The 24,616-nt window shown below is 72.3% G+C and carries 23 protein-coding genes; 14 read left to right on the top strand and 9 right to left on the bottom strand.

Annotated elements, in window-relative coordinates:
• Positions 1–31 precede the first annotated feature (31 nt).
• Positions 32–1,417, top strand: a complete 1,386-nt coding sequence (locus VKA29_RS09930) for an NADP-dependent succinic semialdehyde dehydrogenase (RefSeq protein WP_324784942.1) — start codon at positions 32–34, stop codon at positions 1,415–1,417.
• Between the two features lie 25 nt (positions 1,418–1,442).
• Positions 1,443–1,679, top strand: coding sequence for a DUF6213 family protein (locus VKA29_RS09925; RefSeq protein WP_324784941.1), 237 nt, complete (start codon positions 1,443–1,445; stop codon positions 1,677–1,679).
• An 8-nt stretch (positions 1,680–1,687) separates the two neighbouring features.
• On the opposite strand, the gene VKA29_RS36945 is transcribed toward VKA29_RS09925, so the two are convergent.
• The 3 genes from VKA29_RS36945 to VKA29_RS09915 form a co-directional block, all read right to left on the bottom strand.
• Positions 1,688–1,963: a hypothetical protein gene (locus tag VKA29_RS36945; protein WP_420718466.1), complete on the bottom strand. Its 276-nt coding sequence runs from the start codon at positions 1,961–1,963 to the stop codon at positions 1,688–1,690.
• A 146-nt stretch (positions 1,964–2,109) separates the two neighbouring features.
• Positions 2,110–2,406 (bottom strand): hypothetical protein, encoded by a 297-nt coding sequence (locus VKA29_RS36940; protein ID WP_420718465.1) that lies wholly within the window; start codon positions 2,404–2,406, stop codon positions 2,110–2,112.
• A gap of 727 nt (positions 2,407–3,133) precedes the next feature.
• Positions 3,134–4,360: an acyl-CoA dehydrogenase family protein gene (locus VKA29_RS09915; protein WP_324784940.1), complete on the bottom strand. Its 1,227-nt coding sequence runs from the start codon at positions 4,358–4,360 to the stop codon at positions 3,134–3,136.
• Between the two features lie 169 nt (positions 4,361–4,529).
• Here VKA29_RS09915 and VKA29_RS09910 point away from each other — a divergent pair, with 169 nt between their 5' ends.
• A complete protein-coding gene (locus VKA29_RS09910; RefSeq protein ID WP_324784939.1) occupies positions 4,530–5,174 on the top strand; it encodes a TetR family transcriptional regulator in 645 nt (214 codons plus the stop codon).
• A gap of 69 nt (positions 5,175–5,243) precedes the next feature.
• Here VKA29_RS09910 and def read toward each other — a convergent pair whose 3' ends face one another.
• Positions 5,244–5,807 (bottom strand): peptide deformylase, encoded by a 564-nt coding sequence (def, locus tag VKA29_RS09905; protein WP_324784938.1) that lies wholly within the window; start codon positions 5,805–5,807, stop codon positions 5,244–5,246.
• 112 nt (positions 5,808–5,919) lie between these two features.
• Between def and VKA29_RS09900 the strand changes: the two genes are divergently transcribed.
• The 5 genes from VKA29_RS09900 (at position 5,920) to VKA29_RS09880 (ending at position 10,660) form a co-directional block, all read left to right on the top strand.
• The gene (locus VKA29_RS09900) at positions 5,920–7,158 is read left to right on the top strand and encodes a MurT ligase domain-containing protein (RefSeq protein ID WP_324784937.1); all 1,239 of its coding nucleotides are present in this window, start codon (positions 5,920–5,922) and stop codon (positions 7,156–7,158) included.
• A 24-nt stretch (positions 7,159–7,182) separates the two neighbouring features.
• Positions 7,183–7,911: a type 1 glutamine amidotransferase gene (locus VKA29_RS09895; protein WP_324784936.1), complete on the top strand. Its 729-nt coding sequence runs from the start codon at positions 7,183–7,185 to the stop codon at positions 7,909–7,911.
• A gap of 295 nt (positions 7,912–8,206) precedes the next feature.
• Positions 8,207–9,232 (top strand): 6-phosphofructokinase, encoded by a 1,026-nt coding sequence (locus tag VKA29_RS09890; RefSeq protein ID WP_324784935.1) that lies wholly within the window; start codon positions 8,207–8,209, stop codon positions 9,230–9,232.
• Positions 9,233–9,335: 103 nt separating this feature from the next.
• Positions 9,336–10,286 carry a cytochrome c oxidase assembly protein gene (locus VKA29_RS09885; RefSeq protein ID WP_324784934.1) on the top strand — a complete coding sequence of 317 codons (951 nt, stop codon included), beginning with the start codon at positions 9,336–9,338 and terminating at the stop codon, positions 10,284–10,286.
• A gap of 203 nt (positions 10,287–10,489) precedes the next feature.
• Positions 10,490–10,660, top strand: coding sequence for a hypothetical protein (locus tag VKA29_RS09880; RefSeq protein WP_324784933.1), 171 nt, complete (start codon positions 10,490–10,492; stop codon positions 10,658–10,660).
• Positions 10,661–10,663: 3 nt separating this feature from the next.
• Here VKA29_RS09880 and VKA29_RS09875 read toward each other — a convergent pair whose 3' ends face one another.
• The 4 genes from VKA29_RS09875 to VKA29_RS09860 form a co-directional block, all read right to left on the bottom strand.
• A complete protein-coding gene (locus VKA29_RS09875) occupies positions 10,664–11,878 on the bottom strand; it encodes a sensor histidine kinase (protein ID WP_324784932.1) in 1,215 nt (404 codons plus the stop codon).
• Positions 11,875–13,587 carry a cation acetate symporter gene (locus tag VKA29_RS09870; RefSeq protein WP_324784931.1) on the bottom strand — a complete coding sequence of 571 codons (1,713 nt, stop codon included), beginning with the start codon at positions 13,585–13,587 and terminating at the stop codon, positions 11,875–11,877. The genes VKA29_RS09875 and VKA29_RS09870 overlap by 4 nt, the downstream gene beginning before the upstream one ends.
• Before the next feature lie 138 nt (positions 13,588–13,725).
• Positions 13,726–14,121: a hypothetical protein gene (locus VKA29_RS09865; protein ID WP_324784930.1), complete on the bottom strand. Its 396-nt coding sequence runs from the start codon at positions 14,119–14,121 to the stop codon at positions 13,726–13,728.
• Positions 14,122–14,123: 2 nt separating this feature from the next.
• Complete coding sequence (locus VKA29_RS09860; RefSeq protein WP_324784929.1) at positions 14,124–14,873, bottom strand: LytR/AlgR family response regulator transcription factor; 750 nt, start codon at positions 14,871–14,873, stop codon at positions 14,124–14,126.
• A 77-nt stretch (positions 14,874–14,950) separates the two neighbouring features.
• Here VKA29_RS09860 and VKA29_RS09855 point away from each other — a divergent pair, with 77 nt between their 5' ends.
• The 6 genes from VKA29_RS09855 to VKA29_RS09830 all read left to right on the top strand — a co-directional run bounded on the left by VKA29_RS09855 (position 14,951) and on the right by VKA29_RS09830 (position 22,792).
• Positions 14,951–15,436: an Lrp/AsnC family transcriptional regulator gene (locus VKA29_RS09855; RefSeq protein WP_324784928.1), complete on the top strand. Its 486-nt coding sequence runs from the start codon at positions 14,951–14,953 to the stop codon at positions 15,434–15,436.
• 244 nt (positions 15,437–15,680) lie between these two features.
• The gene (ddaH, locus tag VKA29_RS09850; protein WP_324784927.1) at positions 15,681–16,493 is read left to right on the top strand and encodes a dimethylargininase; all 813 of its coding nucleotides are present in this window, start codon (positions 15,681–15,683) and stop codon (positions 16,491–16,493) included.
• Positions 16,490–17,716: an ornithine--oxo-acid transaminase gene (gene rocD, locus VKA29_RS09845; RefSeq protein ID WP_324784926.1), complete on the top strand. Its 1,227-nt coding sequence runs from the start codon at positions 16,490–16,492 to the stop codon at positions 17,714–17,716. Before ddaH ends, rocD begins: the two co-directional genes overlap by 4 nt.
• Before the next feature lie 373 nt (positions 17,717–18,089).
• Positions 18,090–20,549: a SpoIIE family protein phosphatase gene (locus VKA29_RS09840; protein WP_324784925.1), complete on the top strand. Its 2,460-nt coding sequence runs from the start codon at positions 18,090–18,092 to the stop codon at positions 20,547–20,549.
• A gap of 56 nt (positions 20,550–20,605) precedes the next feature.
• Positions 20,606–21,832: a SpoIIE family protein phosphatase gene (locus VKA29_RS09835; RefSeq protein ID WP_324784924.1), complete on the top strand. Its 1,227-nt coding sequence runs from the start codon at positions 20,606–20,608 to the stop codon at positions 21,830–21,832.
• A gap of 234 nt (positions 21,833–22,066) precedes the next feature.
• Positions 22,067–22,792, top strand: coding sequence for a lysophospholipid acyltransferase family protein (locus tag VKA29_RS09830; RefSeq protein WP_324784923.1), 726 nt, complete (start codon positions 22,067–22,069; stop codon positions 22,790–22,792).
• A 58-nt stretch (positions 22,793–22,850) separates the two neighbouring features.
• Here VKA29_RS09830 and VKA29_RS09825 read toward each other — a convergent pair whose 3' ends face one another.
• Positions 22,851–24,458, bottom strand: coding sequence for an alpha/beta hydrolase (locus VKA29_RS09825; RefSeq protein ID WP_324784922.1), 1,608 nt, complete (start codon positions 24,456–24,458; stop codon positions 22,851–22,853).
• Positions 24,459–24,616 lie beyond the last annotated feature (158 nt).

The following is a 24,616-nucleotide window of genomic DNA, read 5'->3' as shown; positions in this document are numbered from 1 at the left end:
CGAAGCAGGTCCGCTCAGGAGGAGGTCGGTCATGCCCATCGCGACGGTGAACCCGGCGAACGGCGAGACGGTCAAGACGTACGAGGCCATGGACGAGGAGGAGGTCGAGCGGCGGCTCCAGCTCGCCGAGGCCACCTTCCGCACCTACCGTACGACCGGCTTCGCGGACCGCGCGCGCCTGATGAACCGGGCCGCCGAACTGCTGGACCAGGAGCAGCGGGACATCGCACGGGTGATGACCACCGAGATGGGCAAGCCGGTCGCACAGGCCCGCGCCGAGGCCGCCAAGTGCGCCAGGGCGATGCGCTGGTACGCCGAGCGTGCCGAGGCGCTGCTCGCCGACGAGGAGCCGGACGAGTCCGACGTGCACGACTCCGGCGCCTCCCGCGCCCGGGTGCGCTACCGGCCGCTGGGCCCCGTCCTCGCGGTGATGCCGTGGAACTTCCCGCTGTGGCAGGTGGTGCGGTTCGCCGCGCCCGCGCTGATGGCCGGCAACGTGGGGCTGCTCAAACACGCCTCGAACGTCCCGCAGACCGCGCTGTACCTGGAGGACCTCTTCCACCGGGCCGGCTTCGAGGTGGGCTGCTTCCAGACCCTGCTGATCGGCTCCGCCCAGGTCGACGACGTGCTGCGGGACGAGCGCGTCAAGGCGGCCACGCTGACCGGCAGCGAGCCCGCGGGCCGCGCGGTCGCCTCCACCGCCGGGGAGATGATCAAGAAGACGGTGCTGGAACTGGGCGGCAGCGACCCGTTCGTGGTGATGCCGTCCGCCGACGTCGACCGGGCCGCGCGGGTCGCGGTGACCGCGCGGGTGCAGAACAACGGGCAGTCCTGCATCGCCGCCAAGCGGTTCATCGTGCACACCGACGTCTACGACGCCTTCGCCGAGCGGTTCGTCGCGGGCATGGAGTCGCTGAAGGTCGGCGACCCGATGGACGAGGACACCGAGATCGGGCCGCTGGCCAGCGAGCGGGGGCGCGCCGACCTGGAGGAACTGGTCGACGACGCCCGGCGCGGCGGGGCGAGCGTGCTGTGCGGCGGTGAACGGCCGGCCCGGCCCGGCTGGTACTACCCGCCGACCGTGCTGGCCGACGTCACCCGGGAGATGCGGATCCACCGGGAGGAGGCCTTCGGTCCGGTGGCCACGCTGTACCGGGCGGGCGACCTGGACGAGGCCCTGCTGATCGCCAACGACTCCCCGTTCGGGCTGAGTTCGAGCGTCTGGACGCGGGACGACGCCGAGGCCGACCGGTTCGCCCGGGACCTGGAGGCGGGCGGTGTGTTCTTCAACGGGATGACCGCCTCCCACCCGGCCTTCCCCTTCGGCGGGGTCAAGCGGTCCGGGTTCGGGCGTGAGCTGTCCGGGCACGGAATACGCGAGTTCTGCAACATCACCACGGTTTGGCACGGTGCGTGAGCGCCGCGCGGCTACCATCCCGTCTGTGAACCGCGAAGTGACCCTGCCTCTGATCGTCGACGACCGCGGTACCTTGCAGGTGGCCGCGGCCGACGTAAGCAAGTTGTTGCGGACCGTGGGCGGGCGGTGGCTGCATCTGGTGGAGGCCGGGGAGGGCGGACTCGACGAGGACACGGTGGCCGCGCTGACGATCGAACTCGCCAAGCTCGCCGACCGCATCGACGTGGCGTGCATCGCGCACAGCAGCGGCCGGACCGGGTGAGCGGCCGGTCAGGCCGTCCGCGTCAGCGCTGACCAGAACATCGCCTCGTAGTCCTGGAGCAGGCGGCCGTAGGTGTACGCGCGGGAATGGTCGAGGGTGCCCTCGTCCGGGGCCGCCCGGACCGCCTCCGTCGCTCCGCGCCCCAGCTCCGGAGCGGGCCGGGCGAGGAAGCCGAAGGACGCGCGGGCCTCGTCCGTGAAGTCGTAGTGGCGGCGCAGGGAGGCGGCGATCCGCGCGCAACAGCCGCCCCAGGCGGAGAAGTTGGCGGTGAGCGCGAGGACCACGTCGGCCGGTGCGGCGTTGAGCGCCAGCCGGGCGACGGCAGGCCGGATACGCCTGGCAGCCCGGCAGCGGCCGGTACTCGCGGGCGCGGGTCCCGTCGACGCCGCAGGCCCGCGCGAACGCCGCCGGCCGCTGCTGCGCCGGCGCCTCATCCTTCGGCGAGCGTCGTGAAGAACGCGGCCGTCTCCGGCCGGTCCACCGCGCGCCGCGCCAGATGCAGGAAGGCCCGGCGGTCCGCGGGGATCACCCAGCCCTGTTCCAGGGCGAGCGCCGCGAGCGTCTCGCGCGGGGCGGCTCCCCGCTCGATGAGCGGGACGAGGGGGTTGGCCCGGGGGTCCGGGGCGAGCTGCGCGATGGTCGTCTCCAGCAGTTCCGTGGCCGTCCGCCGCTTCGCGTCCTGAGTGGGTCCGGGCGCGGAGTCCCGGCGGCTCCGCCTCGACGCCAAGCGTCCCGGACCCGGAGCCGACCCGCGAGGCGCAGTCGGCCGAACAGCGCCGCCCGGCCCCGGCGTCCGATGTCGCGGGAACCGGCCGCCGGACGGCCGGTCGACACCGGCGACCGCGCCACCGTCGGCACGGTGCCCCCGCCGCCCGCCGCCCGCCGCCCGCCGCCACGAGCGACACCGGCCCCGCCGGTGCCGCCACGGGCCCCGGCGCACCCGCCACCGGAGCCACCAGGCCCCCCGCGACCGGCCCCGGAGGCACCCATAGCCGCGGAGGGCTTCGGCCGCCGCTTCGGCGCGTCTCCGCTCGGGAACCGTCCGGCAGAAGCACCAGGACCTGCTCACCCAGCTCGCCGTGGCACTCGCGCGCCTGGCCGGGGAACGCGTCGACCACCGTTTCAAGGGCCTCCCGCCGGTGCCGCCCGACCGCGACCACCGCCACCGGGAGGCGTGGCCCCCGGGCCCCTGCCACCAGGAGCGACCGAACCCGCCGGAGCCGCTGCCGCCCCCGGCACACCCGCCACCGGACCGCCAGACACACCCCGGACGCCACCCCGGACGCCACGACCACAACCGCCACCACCACCAGGAAGCGCGGCCCACCGGGCCCCCGCCACCAGGAGCGACGGAACCCGCCGGAGCCGCTGCGGGCCCGGCGGGTTCGGTCATCGTCGAGCCGTCAAACGCCCCCGGGCGGGGTGGAGGGTGCCGCCGGACCGGGTGCGCCGCGCTAGCGGATCGGCATCCCCGACAGGGTGCGGGCGATCACCAGGCGCTGGATCTCGCTCGTGCCTTCGAAGATGGTGTAGATCGCGGCGTCGCGGTGCATCCGCTCCACCGGGTACTCCCGGGTGTAGCCGTTGCCGCCGAGGATCTGGATCGCCTGGGCGGTGACCTTCTTGGCGGTCTCGCTCGCGAACAGCTTCGACATGGAGCCCTCGGCGGCCGTGAACGGCTTGCCGTTGATCGCCATCCAGGAGGCGCGCCAGACGAGCAGGCGGGCGGCGTCGATCTGGGTGCGCATGTCCGCGAGCTGGAAGGCGACGCCCTGGTTGTCGATGATCGGGCGGCCGAACTGCTGACGGGTCTTGGCGTAGTCGAGAGCGACCTCGTAGGCGGCGCGCGCGGTGCCGACCGCCATCGCGCCGACCGCCGGGCGGGAGGCCTCGAAGGTGGCCATGGCCGCGTTCTTGACGCGCTCGCCGCCCGACTTCGCCCGCTCGCGGGCGCGGGCCAGCCGCTCGTCCAGCTTCTCCTTGCCGCCCAGGAGGCAGGAGCCGGGGACCCGGACGTCCTCCAGCACGACCTCGGCGGTGTGCGAGGCGCGGATGCCGTGCTTCTTGAACTTCTGCCCCTGCGACAGTCCCGGGGTGTTCGGCGGGACGATGAAGGAGGCGTGGCCCTTGGAGCCCAGCTCGGGGTCGACGACCGCGACGACGACGTGGACGTTGGCGATGCCGCCGTTGGTCGCCCAGGTCTTCGTGCCGTTGATCACCCACTCGTCCTTGGCTTCGTCGTAGACGGCGCGCGTGCGCATGGAGGCCACGTCGGAGCCGGCGTCGGGCTCGGAGGAGCAGAAGGCGGCGACCTTGACGTCGTTGACGTCGCCGTACATCTGCGGGATCCAGGTGCCGATCTGTTCCTCGGTCCCGTTGGCGAGGACGCCCACCGCGGCGAGGCCGGTGCCGACGATCGACAGGGCTATGCCGGCGTCGCCCCAGAACAGCTCCTCCATCGCCATCGGGATGCCGAGGCCGGTGGCGTCGAAGTACTGCTGGGCGTAGAAGTCCAGGGAGTAGATGCCGACCTTCGCGGCCTCCTGGATGACCGGCCAGGGAGTCTCCTCACGCTCGTCCCATTCGGCGGCCGCGGGCCGGATGACGTCGGCGGCGAAGCCGTGCAGCCAGTCGCGGACCTCCTTCTGTTCGTCGTTGAGCTCCATGGTGAACTCGGCCATGTCCCCTCCAGCGGCGGTGCAATGTGTTACTAGCGGTAACAGGAGTCTGTTACCGGTCGGTAGGAAAAGTCAACTCCCGACGACCGGTCGGCAGCCCGTTCGATGCGGAGGGCGGCTCGGGTGTTAGTTTGCGCTGGCGTCACCGAATCAGCACGGGTGGGGAGAGCTCATGGACACCACGCAGCGGACCGATCAGCAGCGGTCCGCCGACCGCCGCCGGCGCGAGTTGCTGGAGGCCGCCGACCGAGTGGTGCTGCGCGACGGGCCGCAGGCCTCGATGAACGCCATCGCGGCGGAGGCCGGCATCACCAAGCCGATCCTGTACCGGCACTTCGGTGACAAGGGCGGACTTTACGCGGCGTTGGCCAAACGGCACACGGACGCCCTGCTCGCCTCGCTGCGCGCCGCGCTGGACGCCCCGGCGGACCGCAGGGAACGCGTGGAGGCCACCCTGGACACGTACCTCGCGGCGATCGAGGCCCGGCCGCAGGTCTACCGCTTCCTGATGCATCCCGCGGAGGGCGGCCATCCCGGCGACCCCGGCTTCGACGTGGGCAAGCACTCCGCGCCGCTGCTGCGCAGGATGGGCGAGGAACTGGCGCAGGTCATCGAGGAACGGCTGGACCTCGGACCGGGCACCCAGCAGCTGGCACGGGTGTGGGGACACGGGATCGTCGGGATGATGCACGCGGCGGGCGACTGGTGGCTCGGCGAACGGCCCTGCTCGCGCGCGGAGTTGGTGCGGAGCCTGGCCGACCTGCTGTGGGGCAGGCTGGCGGCGGCCGGCGACCGGGTGGGCGGTCCCGGCTTCTAGGACCCGGATTCTCGGCCCCGGCTTCTCGGCCCCGGCTTCTCGGCCCCGGCTTCTCGGCCCCGGCCCCGGTCACTCCCCGTCCGACGCGGCGCGGCCCCGGTTCCAGGACGCCTTCGCCACCTGCCTGCGCAGCCTGCGGCCGCGCCACCCCGTGAGGTGATCCGCGTACACCCGGCCCCGGAGGTGGTCGCACTCGTGCTGCAGGCACCGCGCGAAGAACCCGGTCCCGTGCACGGTGACGGGCTCCCCGGTCATCGTGAAGCCCTCGACCACCGCATGGTCGTGGCGGGGTGTGCCGGCCTCCAGTCCGGGCAGGGACAGGCAGCCCTCCGGCCCCCGCACGACCACCCCGTCGGCCTCCACCAGCCGGGGGTTGACCACGTGTCCGAGGTGCCGCACGTCCTCGTCGTCCGGGCAGTCGTAGACGAACACCCGCACCGGCTCCCCCACCTGGTTCGCCGCCAGCCCCACGCCGCGCGCCGCGTACATCGTCGCGAACAAGTCCTCCACCAGGGCCGCAAGTTCGTCGCCGAAGTCGGTGACCTCCGCGCAGGGCGCGTGCAGCACCGGGTCGCCGAACAGGGTGAGGGGCCGGACGCGTCCGCGTGTGCCCGGAATGGAGCCGTTTCGCATGGCCGCAAGGGTACGGCGATTCGGGAGTGCGAATGGTTCTCGAATAGGCTGACCACCACCACGTTGCCGTCAGGCAGAGGCGCGGCGCGTACGCAAGGAGGATCGAGAACTGATGGCAGGCAACTCGGACCCGCTCACGCCGCGGGCCAAGATCGCCGTCACCGCCGGCAAGGCGGTCGCGGCGGCATCGCGCGCCGCAGGGCGCGGCAGCGGTTCGGTGATCGGCGGCCGGGTGGCGCTCAAGCTCGACCCCGACCTCCTCGCCCGGCTGGCCCAGAACCTCGACGTCGTACTGGTCTCGGCCACCAACGGCAAGACCACGACCACGAGGCTCATCGCCGAGGCGCTGCGGGCGGCGGGCCCGGTCGTCTCCAACGCGCTCGGCGCCAACATGCCCGCCGGCATCACCTCGGCGCTGGCCGGCGGCTCGGACGCGCGCTACGGCGTCATCGAGGTCGACGAGAAGTACCTCGCGGGCGTGGCCCGGGACACCGCCCCCAAGTGCATCGCCCTGCTCAACCTCTCCCGCGACCAGCTCGACCGCGCCGCGGAGACCCGCATGCTCGCCGAGAACTGGCGTGAGGGGCTCGCCGGGTCCAAGGCCGTGATCGTCGCCAACGCCGACGACCCGCTGGTCGTGTGGGCCGCGTCGTCCTCCCCCAACGTGGTCTGGGTCGCCGCCGGGCAGATGTGGAAGGACGACGCCTGGTCCTGCCCGTCCTGCGGCGGCGTGATGCAGCGGCCCGGCGACGACTGGTTCTGCGGCGAGTGCGGCTTCCGGCGGCCCACGCCGAGCTGGGCGCTGTCCGGCGACCACGTCCTCGACCCGCACGGTTCGGCCTGGCCGATCCACCTGCAGCTGCCGGGCCGCGCCAACAAGGCCAACGCCGCCTCCTCCGCGGCCGTCGCCGCCGTCTTCGGGGTGCCGCCGCAGGTGGCGCTGGAGCGGATGTACCAGGTGCAGGCGGTGGCCGGGCGCTACGACGTCGTCCAGTTCCAGGGCCGCGACCTCAGGCTGCTGCTGGCGAAGAACCCGGCCGGCTGGCTGGAGACGTTCAGCCTGATCGATCCGCCGCCCACCCCGGTGATCCTCTCGGTGAACGCGCGCGGCGCCGACGGCACCGACACCTCCTGGCTGTGGGACGTCGACTACACGCGCCTGACCGGCCACCCGATCTGCGTCATCGGTGACCGGAAGCTGGACCTCGCGGTGCGTCTGGAGGTCGCCGACCAGCAGTTCCAGGTGTGCGACAACCTCGACCAGGCGGTGCAGGCATGCCCGCCGGGCAGGATCGAGGTCATCGCCAACTACACCGCCTTCCAGGACCTGCGCCGCCGCGTCGGCAACTGAGCACGAGACGTCAGGGGACTTTTTGTGAGCGACAACCAGCTGCGGATCGTCTGGATCTACCCGGACCTGCTCAGCACGTACGGCGACCAGGGCAACGTGCTGGTCGTGGAGCGCCGGGCCCGGCAGCGCGGCCTCGACGTGGCCCGGCTCGACGTGCGCAGCGACCAGCCGATCCCGACCTCCGGGGACATCTACCTGATCGGCGGGGGCGAGGACCGTCCGCAGCGGCTCGCGGCCGAGCGGCTGCGCCGCGACGGCGGTCTGCACCGGGCCGTCGGCAACGGCGCGATCGTCTTCTCGGTGTGCGCCGGCTACCAGATCCTCGGCCACGAGTTCATCAACGACCTCGGCCAGCGCGAGCCCGGACTCGGTCTGCTGGACGTGGTGTCCGTGCGCGGCGAGGGCGCGCGGTGCGTGGGCGACGTGCTCGCCGACATCGACCCGCGCCTGGGCCTGCCCCCGCTGACCGGCTTCGAGAACCACCAGGGCGTGACGCATCTGGGCCCGACCGCCCGCCCCTTGGCGAAGACGCGCCTGGGCAACGGCAACGGCACGGGTGACGGCACGGAGGGCGCGTACAACGAGACGGTGTTCGGCACGTACATGCACGGCCCGGTGCTCGCACGCAACCCGCTGATCGCGGACCTGCTGCTGAAGCTGGCGCTCGACGTGAACGCGCTGCCGCCGGCGGACGACCGGTGGTACGAGGCACTCCGCAACGAGCGCATCGCGGCTGCGCAGCAGCCTGCGTGAGTGGGTTGCGCAGCAGCCTGCGTGAGTGCGTTGCGCAGCAGCCTGCGTGAGTGCGTTGCGCAGCAGCCTGCGTGAGTGGGCTGCTGCGCAGCAGAGCTCTCCGTCACCAGCCCGTTCGAGGGCGCGTACGCACAGGTGAGCGGGCCCGTCTGATAGTCCGAACGCACAGGTGAGCGGGGCCGTCCAGCAGGCGGACGCACGGTGCGGCCCCGCCCCCGAATGCCGCTAGGGTGGCGGGGATCGAGCCGGACGACGTGGTCCGGCCCCGGCCCACGTTGAGAAGGTTTTTCGGGCTATGCGCATTGGTGTCCTCACGTCCGGCGGCGACTGCCCCGGCCTGAACGCCGTCATCCGGTCCGTCGTGCACCGCGCCGTCGTCGACCACGGCGACGAGGTCATCGGCTTCCGGGACGGCTGGAAGGGCCTCCTGGAGTGCGACTACCTCAAGCTCGACCTCGACGCGGTGAGCGGCATCCTGGCTCGCGGCGGCACGATCCTCGGCTCCTCCCGGGTCCAGCCCTCGCACCTGCGCGACGGCGTCGAGCGGGCCAGGGGCCACGTCGAGGAACTCGGTCTGGACGCGATCATCCCGATCGGCGGCGAGGGCACGCTGAAGGCGGCCCGTCTGATGTCGGACGGCGGACTGCCCGTGGTGGGCGTGCCGAAGACCATCGACAACGACATCGCTGTCACCGACGTCACCTTCGGCTTCGACACGGCCGTCGGCGTGGCGACGGAGGCGCTGGACCGGCTGAAGACCACCGCGGAGTCCCACCAGCGGGTGCTCGTCGTGGAGGTCATGGGCCGTCACACCGGCTGGATCGCGCTGCACTCCGGCATGGCGGCCGGCGCGCACGCCGTCGTCGTCCCCGAGCGGCCCTTCGACATCGAGGAGCTGGCCGCGCGGGTGGGCGAACGGTTCGACCAGGGCAAGCGGTTCGCCATCGTCGTCGCCGCGGAGGGCGCCAAGCCGCGCCCGGGCACCATGGACTTCGACGAGGGCGGCACGGACGTCTACGGCCACGAGCGCTTCGCCGGCATCGCCCGCCAGCTGTCCGTGGAGCTGGAGGAGCGGCTCGGCAAGGAGGCCCGGCCGGTGATCCTCGGGCACGTGCAGCGCGGCGGCACGCCGACGGCGTACGACCGCGTGCTGGCCACCCGCTTCGGGTGGCATGCCGTGGAGGCGGTGCACCGCGGGCAGTTCGGCATGATGACGGCGTTGCGCGGCACCGACATCGTGATGGTGTCGCTGGCGGAGGCGGTGGAGACGCTGAAGACGGTTCCCACCGAGCGCTACGACGAGGCGGAGTGCGTGCTCTGACTCCGCGGAGCGTTGTCCCGCCCCCGGTCGCAGCCGTGACCGGGGGCGGTTCTAGTCTGGTGCGGACAGAATCGCACAACCCCCACGAATCAGGAGCCGGCCGATGGATCACAGCGGTCACGGCACGACCATGGACCTGCCGCCCTTCACCCTTGGACGGGGGCTGGAGTGGTCCGCGGATCCCTTCTTCCTCGTCGCCTGCCTGCTCGGGCTGGCGCTGTACGGATGGGGGGTCGTGCGGCTGGTCCGGCGCGGTGACAAGTGGCCGGTGGGGCGGACGGTGTCGTTCGTCACCGGCGTGCTGACGATCATGCTCGTGATGTGCACCGCGCTGAACGACTACGGGATGGTCATGTTCAGCGTGCACATGGTGCAGCACATGGTGATCAGCATGCTCTCGCCGATCCTGATCCTGCTCGGCGCCCCCATGACGCTCGCGCTGCGCGCGCTGCCGACGGCCGGCCGGGGCCGCAAGGGGCCCCGCGAGCTGCTGCTGATGCTGCTGCACAGCCACTACATGCGGTTCATCACGCACCCCCTGTTCACCATCCCGATGTTCATCGCGAGCCTGTACGCGCTGTACTTCACCCCGCTGTTCGACTTCCTGATGGGCTCCAAGACCGGGCACATCGCGATGATGGTGCACTTCCTCGCCGTCGGCATCGTGTTCTTCTGGCCGATCATGGGCGTCGACCCCGGACCGAACCGGCCCGGCTACCTGATCCGGATGCTGGAGCTGTTCGCCGGCATGCCGTTCCACGCCTTCTTCGGGATCGCGCTGATGATGGCGTCCACGACCATGGTGGAGACGTTCCAGAACCCGCCGGCCTCCCTCGGCATCGACGCGCTGTCCGACCAGAGCGCGGCCGGCGGCATCGCCTGGGCGTTCAGTGAGGTCCCGTCCGTGCTGGTGCTGCTGGCCCTGCTGTTCCAGTGGTACGGCTCCGAGCAGCGGCAGGCCAAGCGCAAGGACCGGGCCGCCGACCGTGACGGGGACAAGGAGCTCGAGGCGTACAACGCCTACCTGGCGTCGCTGGACGCGCAACGGCGCTGACGGTCCGCGTCCCGGGGCGCTTGAGCCCCGGAGCGGTGAGTTCGGAGCGGTGAGCCCGGAGCGGTGGGTTCGGAGCGGTGAGTTCGCTGCCCGAAAAGCGCGCTCGGGCGCGTGCGCCGGGGCGCGCTTTTCGCACAGGGGCGCCGTCCGGGGGTGGAACCGGGGCACCATGGAGGGAAGCGGACCATGAGGAGGGTGTCGCGATGCCCGGTTCCCCGGACGGTTCCACGAAGACGATGGGGGTGGTCACCGTCGGCGGGCTCGTCGCGGTGACGGCCTACACGGTGGCGCTCGGCAGCAACGGCTGGCTGTGGTTCGGCTGGGTCGTGTTGGGCCTGATCACTCTCGGCATGGTCGTCACCCGCGGCACCTGAGCCTCACTCCCGGGCGAGCCGCCCGGCCGAGTGCACGCCCGGCTGGTACTTGGGCAGCCGGGCGGTGATCTTCATGCCCGCGCCCGGCGCGGTCTCGATGACGAGTCCGTGGTCGTCGCCGTAGACCTGCCGGAGCCGGTCGTCGACGTTGGACAGGCCGATGCCGCCGGACGGGCTGACCTCGCCGGCGAGGATGCGGCGCAGCAGTTCGGGGTCCATGCCCGCGCCGTCGTCCTCGATCACCACCAGCGCCTCGGCGCCGGCGTCCTGCGCGGTGATCTGGATGTGGCACTTGCCGGTGGACGCCGTCTTGCCCTCCAGGCCGTGCTTGACGGCGTTCTCGACGAGCGGCTGCAGGCACAGGAAGGGCAGGGTGACCGGCAGCACCTCGGGCGCGATCTGCAGGGTGACGGAGAGGCGTTCGCCGAAGCGGGCCCGGACCAGTGCCAGGTAGTGGTCGATGGCGTGGAGTTCGTCGGCGAGGGTGGTGAAGTCGCCGTGCCGACGGAACGAGTAGCGGGTGAAGTCGGCGAACTCCAGCAGCAGCTCGCGGGCGCGCTCGGGGTCGGTGCGGACGAACGAGGCGATCACCGCGAGCGAGTTGAAGATGAAGTGCGGGGAGATCTGGGCGCGCAGCGCCTTGATCTCGGCCTCGATGAGCCGGGTGCGCGACTGGTCGAGGTCGGCGAGTTCGAGCTGGACGGAGACCCAGCGGGCGACCTCGCCGGCCGCGCGCACCAGCACCGCGGACTCGCGGGGCGCGCAGGCGACGAGCGTGCCGTGGACGCGGTCGTCGACCGTGAGCGGGGCGACGACGGCCCAGCGCACCGGGCAGTCGGGCGCGTCGCAGGTCAGCGGGAAGGCCTCGCCGCGGCCGGTCTCCAGGGGGCCGGCGAGCCGTTCCATGATCTCGGTACGGTGATGGGCGCCGACGCCGTCCCAGACCAGGACCTCCTTCTCGTCCGTCAGGCACAGCGCGTCCGTGCCGAGCAGCGAGCGCAGTCGGCGGGCCGACCTGCGCGCGGTCTCCTCCGTCAGGCCCGCCCGCAGCGGGGGCGCGGCGAGGGACGCGGTGTGCAGGGTCTCGAAGGTGGCGTGCTCGACGGGCGTGCCGAGCTCGCCGAGGTTCCGCGGGCTCGCGGTGCGCCGCCCGAGCCAGAACCCGGCCGCGAGCAGCGGCAGCGCGGCCACGCACAGGCCGGCGAGGAAACCGCTCACGCCTTCGCCTCCGTCCTCAGCTCCTCCGGCAGGTGGAACCGCGCCAGGATCGCCTGTGTGCCCGGCGGCACCCGCCCCGGGGTGGCCAGGGACACCAGCACCATGGTCAGGAAGCCGAACGGCACCGACCACAGCGCGGGCCAGGCGAGCAGGGCGTGCAGCGGTCCCGAGCCCGGGAAGCCCGCCATGGTCGCGGTCACGGCCAGGAACGCCGAGCCGCCTCCGACGATCATCCCGGCGGCCGCGCCCGGCGGGGTCAGCCGCCGCCACCAGATGCCTAGGACGAGCAGCGGGCAGAAGGAGGACGCCGACACGGCGAACGCGAGCCCGACCGCGTCCGCGACCGGCAGCCCGCCCACGATGACGCTCGCGGCGAGCGGTACGGCCATGGCGAGCACCGTCCCGAGCCGGAAGTGCCGCACGCCGCGTGAGGGCAGCACGTCCTGGGTGAGCACGCCCGCGACGGCCATGGTCAGCCCGGACGCCGTGGACAGGAACGCCGCGAACGCCCCGCCCGCGACCAGCGCCCCGAGCAGGTCGCCGCCCAGGCCGCCGATCATGCGGTCGGGCAGCAGCAGCACGGCGGCGTCCGCGTTCCCGGTGATCGTCAGCTCGGGGGCGTAGAGGCGGCCGAGTGCGCCGTAGACCGGGGGCAGGAGGTAGAAGGCGCCGGTCAGGCCGAGCACGGCCACGGTGGTGCGGCGGGCGGCGACGCCGTGCGGGCTGGTGTAGAAGCGGACGACGACGTGCGGCAGTCCCATGGTGCCGAGGAACGTGGCGAGGATCAGCCCGTACGTGGCGTACAGCGGGCGTTCCTCGCGGCTCGCGGCCAGCGAGGTGGACATGCCGCCGTCGCTGCCGCGGGCGGCGGCCGGGACCCGGGCGCCCTCGGCGAAGGTCAGCCGGGTGCCCTGGGCGATGCGGTGCGTGCCGGCGGGCAGCCGCACCGGGCGGCCGTCGTGCGGGCGGCCGTCGACGGTGCCGCTCACGGTGACGGTCAGCGGCCGGTCCAGCTTCAGGTCGAGGGCGGTGTCGACGGTGACCGCGCGCTGCTCGCGGAAGGACGGCGGTTCCCCGAAGACGTGCCGGGGCGCCCCGTCGCCCTGCCAGGCGAGGACCAGGAAGAGGGCGGGGACGAGCAGTGCGGTGAGCTTCAGCCAGTACTGGAAGGCCTGCACGAAGGTGATGCTGCGCATGCCGCCGGCGGCGACGGTGGCGACCACCACGACGGCGACGATGATCCCGCCGAGCGGGTCGGGCGCGCCGGTCAGCACCGCCAGGGTCAGCCCGGCGCCCTGGAGCTGCGGCAGCAGGTAGAGCCAGCCGGCGCCGACGACGAAGGCGCCCGCGAGCCGCCGCACGGTCTGCGAGGCGAGGCGGGCCTCGGCGAAGTCGGGCAGCGTGTAGGCGCCGGAGCGGCGCAGCGGGGCGGCGACGAAGAGCAGCAGCACGAGGTACCCGGCCGTGTAGCCGACCGGGTACCAGAGCATGTCCGGTCCCTGCACCAGCACGAGGCCGGCGATGCCGAGGAAGGAGGCGGCGGAGAGGTACTCGCCGCTGATGGCGGCCGCGTTGAGGCGGGGGCCGACGGTCCGGGAGGCGACGTAGAAGTCGGACGTGGTGCGGGAGATGCGCAGGCCGAAGGCGCCGACGAGGACCGTCGCCACGACGACGAGGGCGACGGCGGGGACGGCGTAGCTGGAGTTCATCGGCGGTTCTTCATCGGTCGCTCGGTCCCGTCGTTCGGTCGGTGCGGTCGTTCGGTCGGTGGCCTCGTTCGCTCGCCGGCGTCGGACGCTCGGGCCCGTCGGCCGTTCGGTGTGGTCCGTCCGGGCGGCCGCTGCGCTTCACCGGTCCTCGACCAGTCGTACGAGATCCCGTTCGTTGCGTTCGGCGCGGCGGACGTACCAGCGGGCCAGCAGGACCAGCGGGGCGTACAGGCAGAAGCCGAGGACGGCCCACTCGAGGCGGTGGGCGTAGGGCATGGCGGAGAACACCAGCGGCAGCGGTCCGACGAGCAGCACGAGCACCGCGAAGACGCCGAGGGCGGCCCGCAACTGGGTGCGCATCAGCGAGCGGACGTAGGTATGGCCCAGGGTGGTCTGCTCGTCGATCTCGGTACGCGGCCGGTAGTAGCCGGAGGCGTTCGGGTACCGGCCCCGTGAGCGGAGCCGGGCGTGGGGAAGAACGCGCCGGTGCGGGCCGGTGACGACGACGCGGCGCTCGGCGGGGTCCTGCGGCACGGTCAGGTCCTCCTCATCAGCAGGTCCCGCAGTTCGCGCGCGTGGCGGCGGCTGACCTGCAGTTCCTCGCCGCCGACCACGACGCTCACGGTGCCCGCGTCCAGCCGGAGCTCGCCTATGTGGCGCAGCGCGACCAGGTGGCGGCGGTGGATGCGGACGAAGCCGCGGGAGCGCCAGCGTTCCTCCAGGGCGGACAGCGGGATGCGGAGGAGGTGGCTGCCCTTGTCGGTGTGCAGGCGGGCGTAGTCGCCCTGGGCCTCGACGTGGGTGATGTCGTCGACGGCGACGAACCGGGTGACGCCGCCGAGCTCCACCGGCAGCTGGTCGGGGTCGGGCTCGTGCACGGGGATGCGCGGGGCGGCGTTGCCGATCTCGGCGGCCCGGCGCACCGCCTCGGCGAGGCGCTCCTTGCGGACGGGCTTGAGCACGTAGTCGACGGCCTTGAGGTCGAAGGCCTGGACGGCGAAGTCCTCGTGGGCGGTGACGAACACGACGAGCGGCGGCTCGGCGAAGCCGCTCAGCAGCCGGGCGAGGTCGAGTCCGTCGAGGCCCGGCATGTGGATGTCGAGGAAGACGACGTCGATGGCCTCGGCCCCGCCCGGCCCCGACTCCAGGGCCCGGTTGATGCGGCGCAGCGCCTCGGTCGCGTCGCCGGCGCCCTCCGCGCTGCTGATGCGGGGGTCGGCGTTGAGCAGATAGAGCAGCTCCTCCAGCGAGGGGCGTTCGTCGTCGACGGCGAGGGCGCGCAGCATGAACCCGGAGTGTAGGAGCAATCCGCGCGCCTGGACATGTGCCGGGAGCTGCCGTTCGCGCTGGGTACAGTGCCGCCATGAACAGCAGGCCCGCCCCGTTCGACGAACTCGACCGGAAGATCGTCACCGCGTTGATGGCGAACGCCAGGACCAGCTTCGCCGAGATCGGGGCGGCCATCGGCCTGTCGTCGACGGCGGTGAAACGGCGCGTGGACCGGCTGCGGGACACCGGGGTGATCACCGGGTTCACGGCCACGGTGCGGCCGTCGGCGCTGGGCTGGCGCACGGAGGCGTACGTCGAGGTGTACTGCGAGGGCGCCGCCCCGCCCCGGCGGCTGGCGGAGGTGGTCCGCAACCATCCGGAGATCACGGCCGCGATGACGGTGACCGGCGGCGCGGACGCGTTGCTGCACGTGCGGGCGCGGGACGTCGAGCACTTCGAGGAGGTGCTGGAGCGGATCCGCCGGGAGCCGTTCATCCGCAAGACGATCAGCGTGATGGTGCTGTCGCACCTGCTGCCGGAGAGCCCCGAGGCGGGTGCCAGTCAGCCCGCGCCCGAATGAGCGCCGCCGGCCGAGTGCTCCTCGGCGGGTGCCCGCGGACGAGTACTCCCGGACCGGTGCTCCCGGACCAGAGCTCCCGGCGAGCGGCAGTACCGGAAGTATGCGCAGCAGGCGTGCGTAATGCGTGGAAAGAACGCAGCATTCCTGCGCTGACGCGCAATATCCTTTTCTTGTCGGTCGTATCGGTCGCTTCCTACCGTGGTGTCAACCCAGCCCACACCCCAGGAAGCGGAGGAACCCCTCTGTGCCCGACTCCCGTGTGCCGCGCCGGCGGCGCTTCCTCGTCTGTGAACCCAGACACTTCGCCGTGCAGTACGCGATCAACCCCTGGATGCGGCCCGACGCACCCGTCGACGCCGACCTGGCCCAGGAACAGTGGCAGGCGCTGATCCGCGCATACCGCCACCACGGTCACACCGTCGACGTCCTGGAGCCGGCCCCCGGCCTGCCCGACATGGTCTTCGCCGCGAACTCGGCGGTCGTCGTCGACGGCCGCGTCTTCGGCTCCCTCTTCCACGCGCCCGAAAGGCGCCCTGAGTCCACGCACTACGACACGTGGTTCAAGTCGGCCGGCTTCGACGTCCACCGGCCCGATTCCGTCTGCGAGGGCGAGGGCGACCTCGTCTGGACGGGCCGCTACGTCCTGGCCGGCACCGGATTCCGCACCACCCGCGAGGCCCACCGCGAGGTGCAGGAGTTCTTCGGCCACCCGGTGATCAGCCTGACACTGGTGGACCCGCGCTTCTACCACCTGGACACCGCGCTGTTCGTCCTCGACGACGACAACATCGCGTACTACCCGGAGGCGTTCTCGGCCGGCAGCCGCGAGGTGCTCGCGCGGCTGTACCCGGACGCGGTGCTCGCCACCCGTGAGGACGCGCTGGCGTTCGGTCTCAACTCCGTGTCCGACGGCCGCCACGTCTTCATCGCGCCCCAGGCGGAGGCCCTCGCCTCCACCCTGGCCGACCGCGGCTACCTCCCCGTCCCCGTCGACCTGTCGGAGTTCCGCAAGGCAGGCGGCGGCATCAAGTGCTGCACTCAGGAGATCCGCTCATGACCGCTCCCGCCACCACGCGCACGTCCGCCGACCTCATCCGCGCCGAGGAGCCGGTCCTGGCCCACAACTACCACCCGCTCCCGGTGGTTGTCGCCCGGGCCGAGGGCACCTGGGTGGAGGACGTGGAGGGCCGCCGCTACCTGGACATGCTGGCCGGCTACTCCGCCCTCAACTTCGGCCACCGGCACCCGCTGCTGGTCGAGGCCGCACACCGCCAGCTGGACCGTCTCACCCTCACCTCGCGCGCCTTCCACAACGACCGCCTGGCCGAGTTCGCCGAGCGCCTGGCGGCGCTGACGGGCCAGGAGATGGTGCTGCCGATGAACACGGGCGCCGAGGCCGTGGAGTCCGGCATCAAGGTGGCCCGCAAGTGGGCGTACGAGGTCAAGGGCGTCCCCGCCGACCGGGCGACGATCGTGGTCGCGGCGGAGAACTTCCACGGCCGCACGACGACGATCGTCAGCTTCTCGACCGACGAGACGGCGCGCAAGGGCTTCGGCCCCTTCACCCCCGGCTTCCGCATCGTTCCCTACAACGACCTCGCGGCCCTGGAGGCGGCGGTCGACGAGACGACGGCCGCGGTGCTGCTGGAGCCCATCCAGGGCGAGGCCGGCGTGATCGTCCCGGACGACGGCTACCTGGCCGGCGTACGGGAGGTGACCCGCCGCGCGGGCTGCCTGTTCATCGCCGACGAGATCCAGTCGGGCCTGGGCCGCACCGGCCGCACCCTCGCCGTGGAGCACGAGTCGGTCGTCCCCGACATGCTGCTGCTGGGCAAGGCGCTGGGCGGCGGCATCGTGCCGGTGTCCGCCGTTCTCGCCCGGCGGGACGTACTCGGCGTGCTGGGGCCGGGCGAGCACGGCTCGACGTTCGGCGGCAACCCGCTGGCCGCGGCCGTCGGCACGGCGGTGGTCGAGCTGCTGGAGACGGGCGAGTACCAGCGCCGGGCGGCCGAGCTGGGCGTCGTCCTGCGGGACGGTCTGGAGGCCCTCGTCGGCAAGGGCGTCACCGGCTTCCGCGCTCGGGGCCTGTGGGCGGGCGTCGACATCGACCCGTCGATCGGCACCGGCCGGGAGATCGGCGAGCGGCTGCTGCGCGAGGGGATCCTCGTCAAGGACACCCACGGCTCCACGATCCGGCTGGCGCCGCCGCTGACGATCACCGCCGAGGAGCTGGAGTCGGCCCTCGGAACGCTGGAGAAGGTGCTGACGCAGGGGGCCTGAACCGGCCGAGCCCGGCCGCGGCGTGCGCCCCGCACGCCGCGGCCGGGCCTTCCCGCCTCTCCCGCCTCTCCCGCGCCTCCCCCGCCTCCCGCGTTTCCCGCCTCTCCCGCGCCTCCCCCGCCTCCCGCCTCTCCTGCGCCTCCCGCGCCTCCCGCGCCTCCCCGCCTCCTGCGCCTCCCCGCTCGTCCTCCCGCGTCTCCCGCGCCGCCCCGCTCGTCCTCCTGCGCCTTCGTCTTCCGCCCTTCGGCTTCCGCTTTCGGCTTCCGCCTTCGGCTTCCGCTTTCGGCTCCTGTCGGGAGGGCTCCTGTGAGCCGGAAGGGCGAAGATTGAGACAGGTGGTGGTAGACCACTCACGACGACGGAGAGGTCGGCCGTGGGCACTCACGAGGAGCGGAGCGTCGCTCGGCAGCGGTTCGACGTGGCTGATGCCGTGCCCTTCCTGTTGGACGCTCAGGGCGTGGTGACGAGCTGGACCAGGGGGGCCCAGCAGCTGCTGGGGTACCACGCCTCCGAGGTGGTCGGCAGAGACGTCAGGGGACTGCTGGCCCCCCGGGACGCCGCCAGGGTGCCGGAACTGATCGAGCGCTGCCGCGAGGACGGCGGCTGGATGGGCCTGCTGACCGCCCGGCGCGGGGACGGGCAGCCGGTGAAGGTCATGGTCCGCATCACCCCGGCCGTCGAGTCGGGCGGTTTCGCGCGCTGGCTGGTCCTGCTGTCCGACATGGCCGGGGCGCCCGGCTGGGACATGAGCCGCACGGTCCTGGAGCAGGTGGTCACCAGCTCGCCGGTCGGCATGGCGATCGTGGACGGCGATCTGCGCTGCGTGTGGTCGAACGCCGCCCTGAGGCAGTTCGGCGGCGGCCCGGCCGAGGGCCGACTGGGGCAGCGGCTCGCGGAGATCCAGCCCGGTCTGGACTTCACGGGTATCGAGGCGCAGATGCTGCACGTCCTCAGGACCGGCGAGCCGGTGATCGGCTACGAGCACGTGGGCAGGATCCGCTCCGCACCGCACCGCGAGACCGCGCACATGATGTCGTTCAGCAGGCTCGAGGACGACCACGGCCACCCGATGGGCGTCTACTACACGGTCATCGACATCACCGACCGGTACCGCGCGCGGCAGCGGGTGGCCCTGCTCGACCGGGCCGGCGAGCAGATCGGCCGGACGCTGGACGTCGTGCGGACCGCGCAGGAACTGGCCGACGTGGCCGTGCCGGCCTTCGCCGACCTCGTCTGCGTGGACCTGCTGGAGTCGGTGCTGCGGGGTGCGGAGCCGGCGTCCGGGCCGCTGGACGACACCGAGCCGGTGGCGCTGCGCCGGGCCGGCCAACGGTCGGTGGACGGCGGCTCCGCGGCGGCCGTCGTGGAGATCGGCGGGATGGCGGCCTACCTGCCGGGTTCGCCCCCGATCCGCTGTCTGGTCACGGGCAAGTCCTATCGCGAGGAGCGGCTCGACCCGCTGGCCAGGGAGTGGGTGGCGGACGTGCCGGGCCGGGGGGAGACGACCTTCCTGGACTCCGGACTGCACAGCGTGGTGATCGTGCCGCTGCGCGCGCGGGGCGTCACCCTCGGCGTCACCGCCTTCTTCCGGCGCGGCCGCCAGGAGCCGTTCGACGAGGACGACCTGAGCCTCGCCGAGGACCTGGTGTCGCGGGCGGCCGTCTGCGTGGACAACGCCCGCCGCTACACCCGTGAGCGCGACGCCGCGCTGGTGCTGCAGCGCAGCCTGCTGCCGCGCCGGCTGCCCGAGCAGGGTGCGGTGGAGGCTGCCGCCTGCTACCGGCCGGCCGACGAGCTGACCGGGCTCGGCGGCGACTGGTACGACCTCGTCCCGCTGTCCGGCGCGCGGGTCGCCCTCGTCGTCGGCGAGGTGCCCGGTCACGGCATCGACGCGGCGGCGGCCATGGGCCGGCTCCGCACCGCCGTCCGCACGCTCGCGGCACTGGACCTGCCGCCGGAGGAAGTGCTCGGGCACCTCGACGACCTGGTCGCCCGCGCGGCCCACGAGGAGGGCCTGGAACCGGACGTGCCGGGTGTCGAGAGGTTCCGCTCCGTGGGCAGCGGCTGCGTGTACGTGGTCTACGACCCCGTCGACGGACAGTGCTCGATGGCCGCCGCGGGCCACCCGGCGCCCGCCGTGATCCTGCCCGACGGCACGGTCAGCTTCGTCGACCTGCCGGTGGGTCCGCCGCTCGGCACCGGCGGACCGCCCTTCGAGGCGGTCGAGCTGGCTCTCGCGGAGGGCAGCACCATCGCGCTGCACACCGACGGACTCCTGGCCCACGGGGAGGACTGGGCCGTCGACGCCGACCGCGGCCGGCTGCGCCGGGCCCTGGAGAGGGACGCGCCCTCGCTCGAACTGCGCTGCTGCGCGGTGGTCGACGCGCTCGTTCCGGCCCGCCCGCACGACGACGTAGCCCTGCTGATGGCCCGCACCAGGCTGCTGGGCGCCGACCAGGTCGCGGACTGGGACCTGCCCCCCGACCCGGCCGTGGTCTCCCAGGCCCGCAGGGAGGCCACCCGGCAGCTGACCGACTGGGGCCTGGAAGAGCTGGTCCTCACCACCGAACTCGTGGTCAGCGAGCTGGTCACCAACGCCCTCCGGCACGCCTCCGGACCCATCCGCCTGCGTCTGATCCGTGACAGCGCCCTGATCTGCGAGGTGTCCGACGGCGGCGCCACCGCTCCGCATCTGCGCCATCCGCGCACCACGGACGAGGGCGGGCGCGGTCTGCTGCTGGTCTCCCAGTTCTCGCAGCGGTGGGGGACCCGCTTCTTCGCGGACGGCAAGGTCATCTGGGCCGAGCAGTCCCTGGCAGAGCCACCGGAGTGACACATGACCGACATACCATGTGACAACATGATGATCCCGGTGGTGAGGCGGGAGCCATGAGCGAGGCGATCGACTACGCGGCGGTGTTCCAGACGCTGCCCGGCATGGTGGCCCTGCTCACCCCGGACCTCGTCTACGCGGACGTCAACGACGAGTACGTGACCCTGTCCGGTCGCAGGCGCGAGGACCTGGTGGGCTGCTACCTCTTCGACGTCTTCCCCGACAACCCCAACGACTCCTCGGCCTCCGGCACGCGCAACCTGGCGGCCTCGCTGCGGCGGGTGGTGGCCACCGGCGAACGCGACGCCATGGCCCTGCAGCGCTACGACGTGGAGAACCCGGAGCGGCCCGGGGAGTGGCAGGAGCGGTACTGGAGCACGGTCAACGCGCCGGTGCTCGACGCGGACGGCAAGGTGGTGCTGCTGGTGCACCGCGTCGAGGAGGTCACCGAGCTGATCAGGGCCCGCGGCGGCCCCAGCGGCAGCCGCGCCCGCGTCCTCGAGGCCGAGCTGTATTCGCGCGCCCGCGAACTGCAGGCGGTCAACGAACGCCTCCGCCAGGCCCACGAACACGAACGCGAGGTGGCGCTGGCGCTGCAGGAGGCGATGCTGCCCGCGTGCCGCCAGGTGCGTCACCTCCCGGCGGCGGTGCGCTACCGGCCCGCGATCGGCGCGCTCCACGTGTGCGGGGACTGGTACGACCTCGTGGACCTGGTCGGCGGCAACCGCATCGGCGTCTCCGTGGGCGACGTGGTCGGGCACGGTCTGTCGGCCGCGGGTGTCATGGGCCAGCTGCGCAGCGCGCTCAGCGCCGCCTCCCGCGTCGCGGACGGACCGGCGCAGGCCCTGAACGTGCTCGGGCGGTACGCGCACGTGGTGGACGGCGCCGAATCGGCCACCGTCGTCACGACGTTCATCGACCTGGACGCGCGCACCATCACCTACAGCAGCGCCGGTCACCCGCCGCCCGTGCTGCTGCACGCCGACGGACGCGTGGAGTTCCTCGACCGGGCCACCGACCCGCCGCTGGACGCGTGCCCCGTCCCGCTCCCCAGACCGCAGGCCGCCACCGGCTATGCCTCGGGCGCCACGCTCGTGCTGTACACCGACGGCCTGATCGAACGCCGGGGCGAGGACATCGACATCGGTCTGGCGCGGCTCGCCGACTCCCTGGGCAGCCACCGCACGGACGACCCCGAGACCCTCGCCGACGCCGTGCTGCTGGAACTGCTGCCGCCAGGGGGCGCGACCGACGACACCGCGCTCGTCATCGTGCGCCTGTGACGGCCCGTGCCGGCCTGACCGGCCGCGCCGACCTGACCGGCCGTGCCGACCTGACGGGCCGTGCCGACCTGACGGGCCGTGCTGAACTGACGGGCCGTCGGGGAACCCGGGTGGGGACCGAACGGCCCAATTCCGGCAGGTTGTGCCCGCGCTTAGACTGGCAACCCCACGACACGCCGGTTGACCTGCTGAAACGCGGCAGTCCACCGATCCGCCGGAGTGAGGAGTGACCTCTTGTTCTACTACCTGCTCAAGTACGTGTTGCTGGGACCGCTGCTGAGACTGCTCTTCCGGCCCCGGATCGAAGGCCTCGAAAACGTCCCGGACTCGGGCCCGGCGATCATCGCGGGCAATCATCTGTCCTTCTCGGACCACTTCCTGATGCCCGCGATCATCAAGCGCCGCATCACCTTCCTCGCGAAGAAGGAGTACTTCACGGGTTCCGGCGTCAAGGGACGCCTCACCGCCGCCTTCTTCCGCAGCGCCGGGCAGATCCCGGTCGACCGCACGGGCAAGGACGCCGGCCAGGCCGCGATCCGCGAGGGACTTGGGGTGCTGCGCAGGGGCGAACTGCTCGGCATCTACCCGGAGGGCACCCGCTCGCACGACGGACGCCTGTACAAGGGCAAGGTCGGTGTCGCCGTGATGGCTCTGAAGGCCCAGGTCCCGGTGATCCCGTGCGCGATGATCGGCACCTTCGAGGCACAGCCGCCGGGACAGGTCGTGCCCGACTTCCGGTCCGTCACGATCCGCTTCGGCAAGCCCCTCGACTTCTCGCGCTACGCCGGCATGGAGAAGGAGAAGGCGATCCTGCGGGCCGTCACCGACGAGATCATGTACGCGATCCTGTCGCTGTCCGAGCAGGAGTACGTCGACGAGTACGCGGCCGTCGCCAAGGCCCAGCAGGCCGCCCCGAACGGCGAGAAGGAACGCAGGTTCCCCCGGATGCCGCTCGGCTGAAGAACGGGGAAAGGGGCGGCCGGACACCGGCCGCCCCTTCATGCCGTACGGCCGCCGGTCACGGCTTGGGCGTGGCGTGCGGGGTGCACGTCACGTCCGCCGCGTCCAGCTTGCCGTTCAGGAGGTAGTCGTCCACCCGCTGGTTGATGCAGGGGTTGACCAGACCGGTGACGCCGTGGGAGCCCGCGTCCTTCTCGGTGATCAGGCGGGAGCCCTTGAAGCGGTTGTGCAGTTCGACGGCGCCCTCGTACGGGGTGGCGGCGTCACGCGTGGACTGCACGATCAGCACCTGCGGCAGGCCCTTGTGCGTCTTGACCTCGACCGGCGTCTGCTGCTTGACCGGCCAGGTGGCGCACGGCAGGTTCATCCAGGCGTTGGCCCAGGTCATGAACGGGTAGTTCTTGTTGAGCTCGGTGTTGTCCCGGTCCCACTTCTTCCAGCTGGTGGGCCACTTGGCGTCGGTGCACTCCACGGCCGTGTAGACGGCGTTGCCGTTCTCCGAGGAGATGTTGCCCGCGGTGTCCGTGAGGTCGGGTGCGGCCGCGTCGACGAGCGCCTGGGTGTCGCCGGCGACGTACTTGCTGAACACCGTCGCGATGGGTATCCAGGTCGAGTCGTAGTACGGCGCGCTCTGGAAGAAGGAGATCAGCTCGGCCGGGCCGACGACCCCGCCGATGGGGTTCTTCTTGGCGGTGGCGCGCAGCTGGAGCCACTTGTCCTGCACGGCGTCGCGGGTGGTGCCGAGGTGGAAGGTGGCGTCGTTGGCGGCGACCCAGTCCTCCCAGTCCTTCCAGCGGCCCTCGAAGGCGACGTCCTGGTCCAGGTTGGCCTGGTACCAGATCTTGTCCCGCGAGGGGTTGACCACGCTGTCCACGATCATGCGGCGCAGGTGGCCGGGGAACATCGTGCCGTAGACGGCGCCGATGTACGTGCCGTAGGAGACGCCGAGGTAGTTGAGCTTCTTCTCACCGAGGGCGGCGCGGATGACGTCCAGGTCGCGCACCGTGTTCGGCGTGGTCATGTGCGGCAGCATCTCGCCGCTGCGCTCGTAGCAGCCCTCGGCGTACTCGCGGGCCAGCTTGCGCTGGGCCAGCTTGTCGGCCTCGGTGTCGGGCACCGGGTCCGCCTTGGGCGCCTTCACGAACTCCTGCGGATCCATGCAGGAGATGGGCGCGGAGTGGCCGACGCCGCGCGGGTCGAAGCCCACGAAGTCGTACGCCTTGGCCGCGTTGGCCCACACGGCGCTCTTGGTGACGACCCGGCGCGGGAAGCGCAGACCCGAGCCGCCGGGACCACCAGGGTTGTAGACGAGCGCGCCCTGGCGCTCCTGCGCGGTCCCGGTGTTGCCGATGCGGTCGACGGCGAGCTTGATCTGCTTGCCGTACGGCTTGGCGTAGTCGAGCGGCACGGTGACCCAGCCGCACTGGATCGGCTTCTCCAGCCCCCAGTCCCCGGGGCAGTCCTGCCAGTCGATCCCGGCCTTCGCGGCCCGCTCCGCCGCGATCGCGGCTCCGCGCGCCTCGCGGTCCTGGCCGTGCCGGGCGCCCGCGCTCGCGCTCGCGCTCGCCGAGGGCGCGGCGACGGCGCCGGCGATCAGCGTCGCCGTGACCAGCACTCCGGCCGAGCCGAGCGCCGCCACACGCCTCTTCGGTCTGATGTCCCTCAAGTGGGGCCTCCCCCTGCGTGGTTGCGGTTGACAGGGGGATCCTTCCGGCTGCGAACCGGCTGAGAACAGAGTTTGTTGACCTTCTTTGCCAATCCGATAAACGGGTAAACGAATCCCGCTGAGCGGAGACGGGGCGCTCCGCTGGGTGGGCGGCGTCG

Source organism: Streptomyces sp. H51, assembly GCF_035656535.1.
GTDB lineage: Bacteria > Actinomycetota > Actinomycetes > Streptomycetales > Streptomycetaceae > Streptomyces.
Note: the sequence above shows the minus strand (reverse complement) of the source record. Positions and strands in the feature narration are given on the sequence as shown.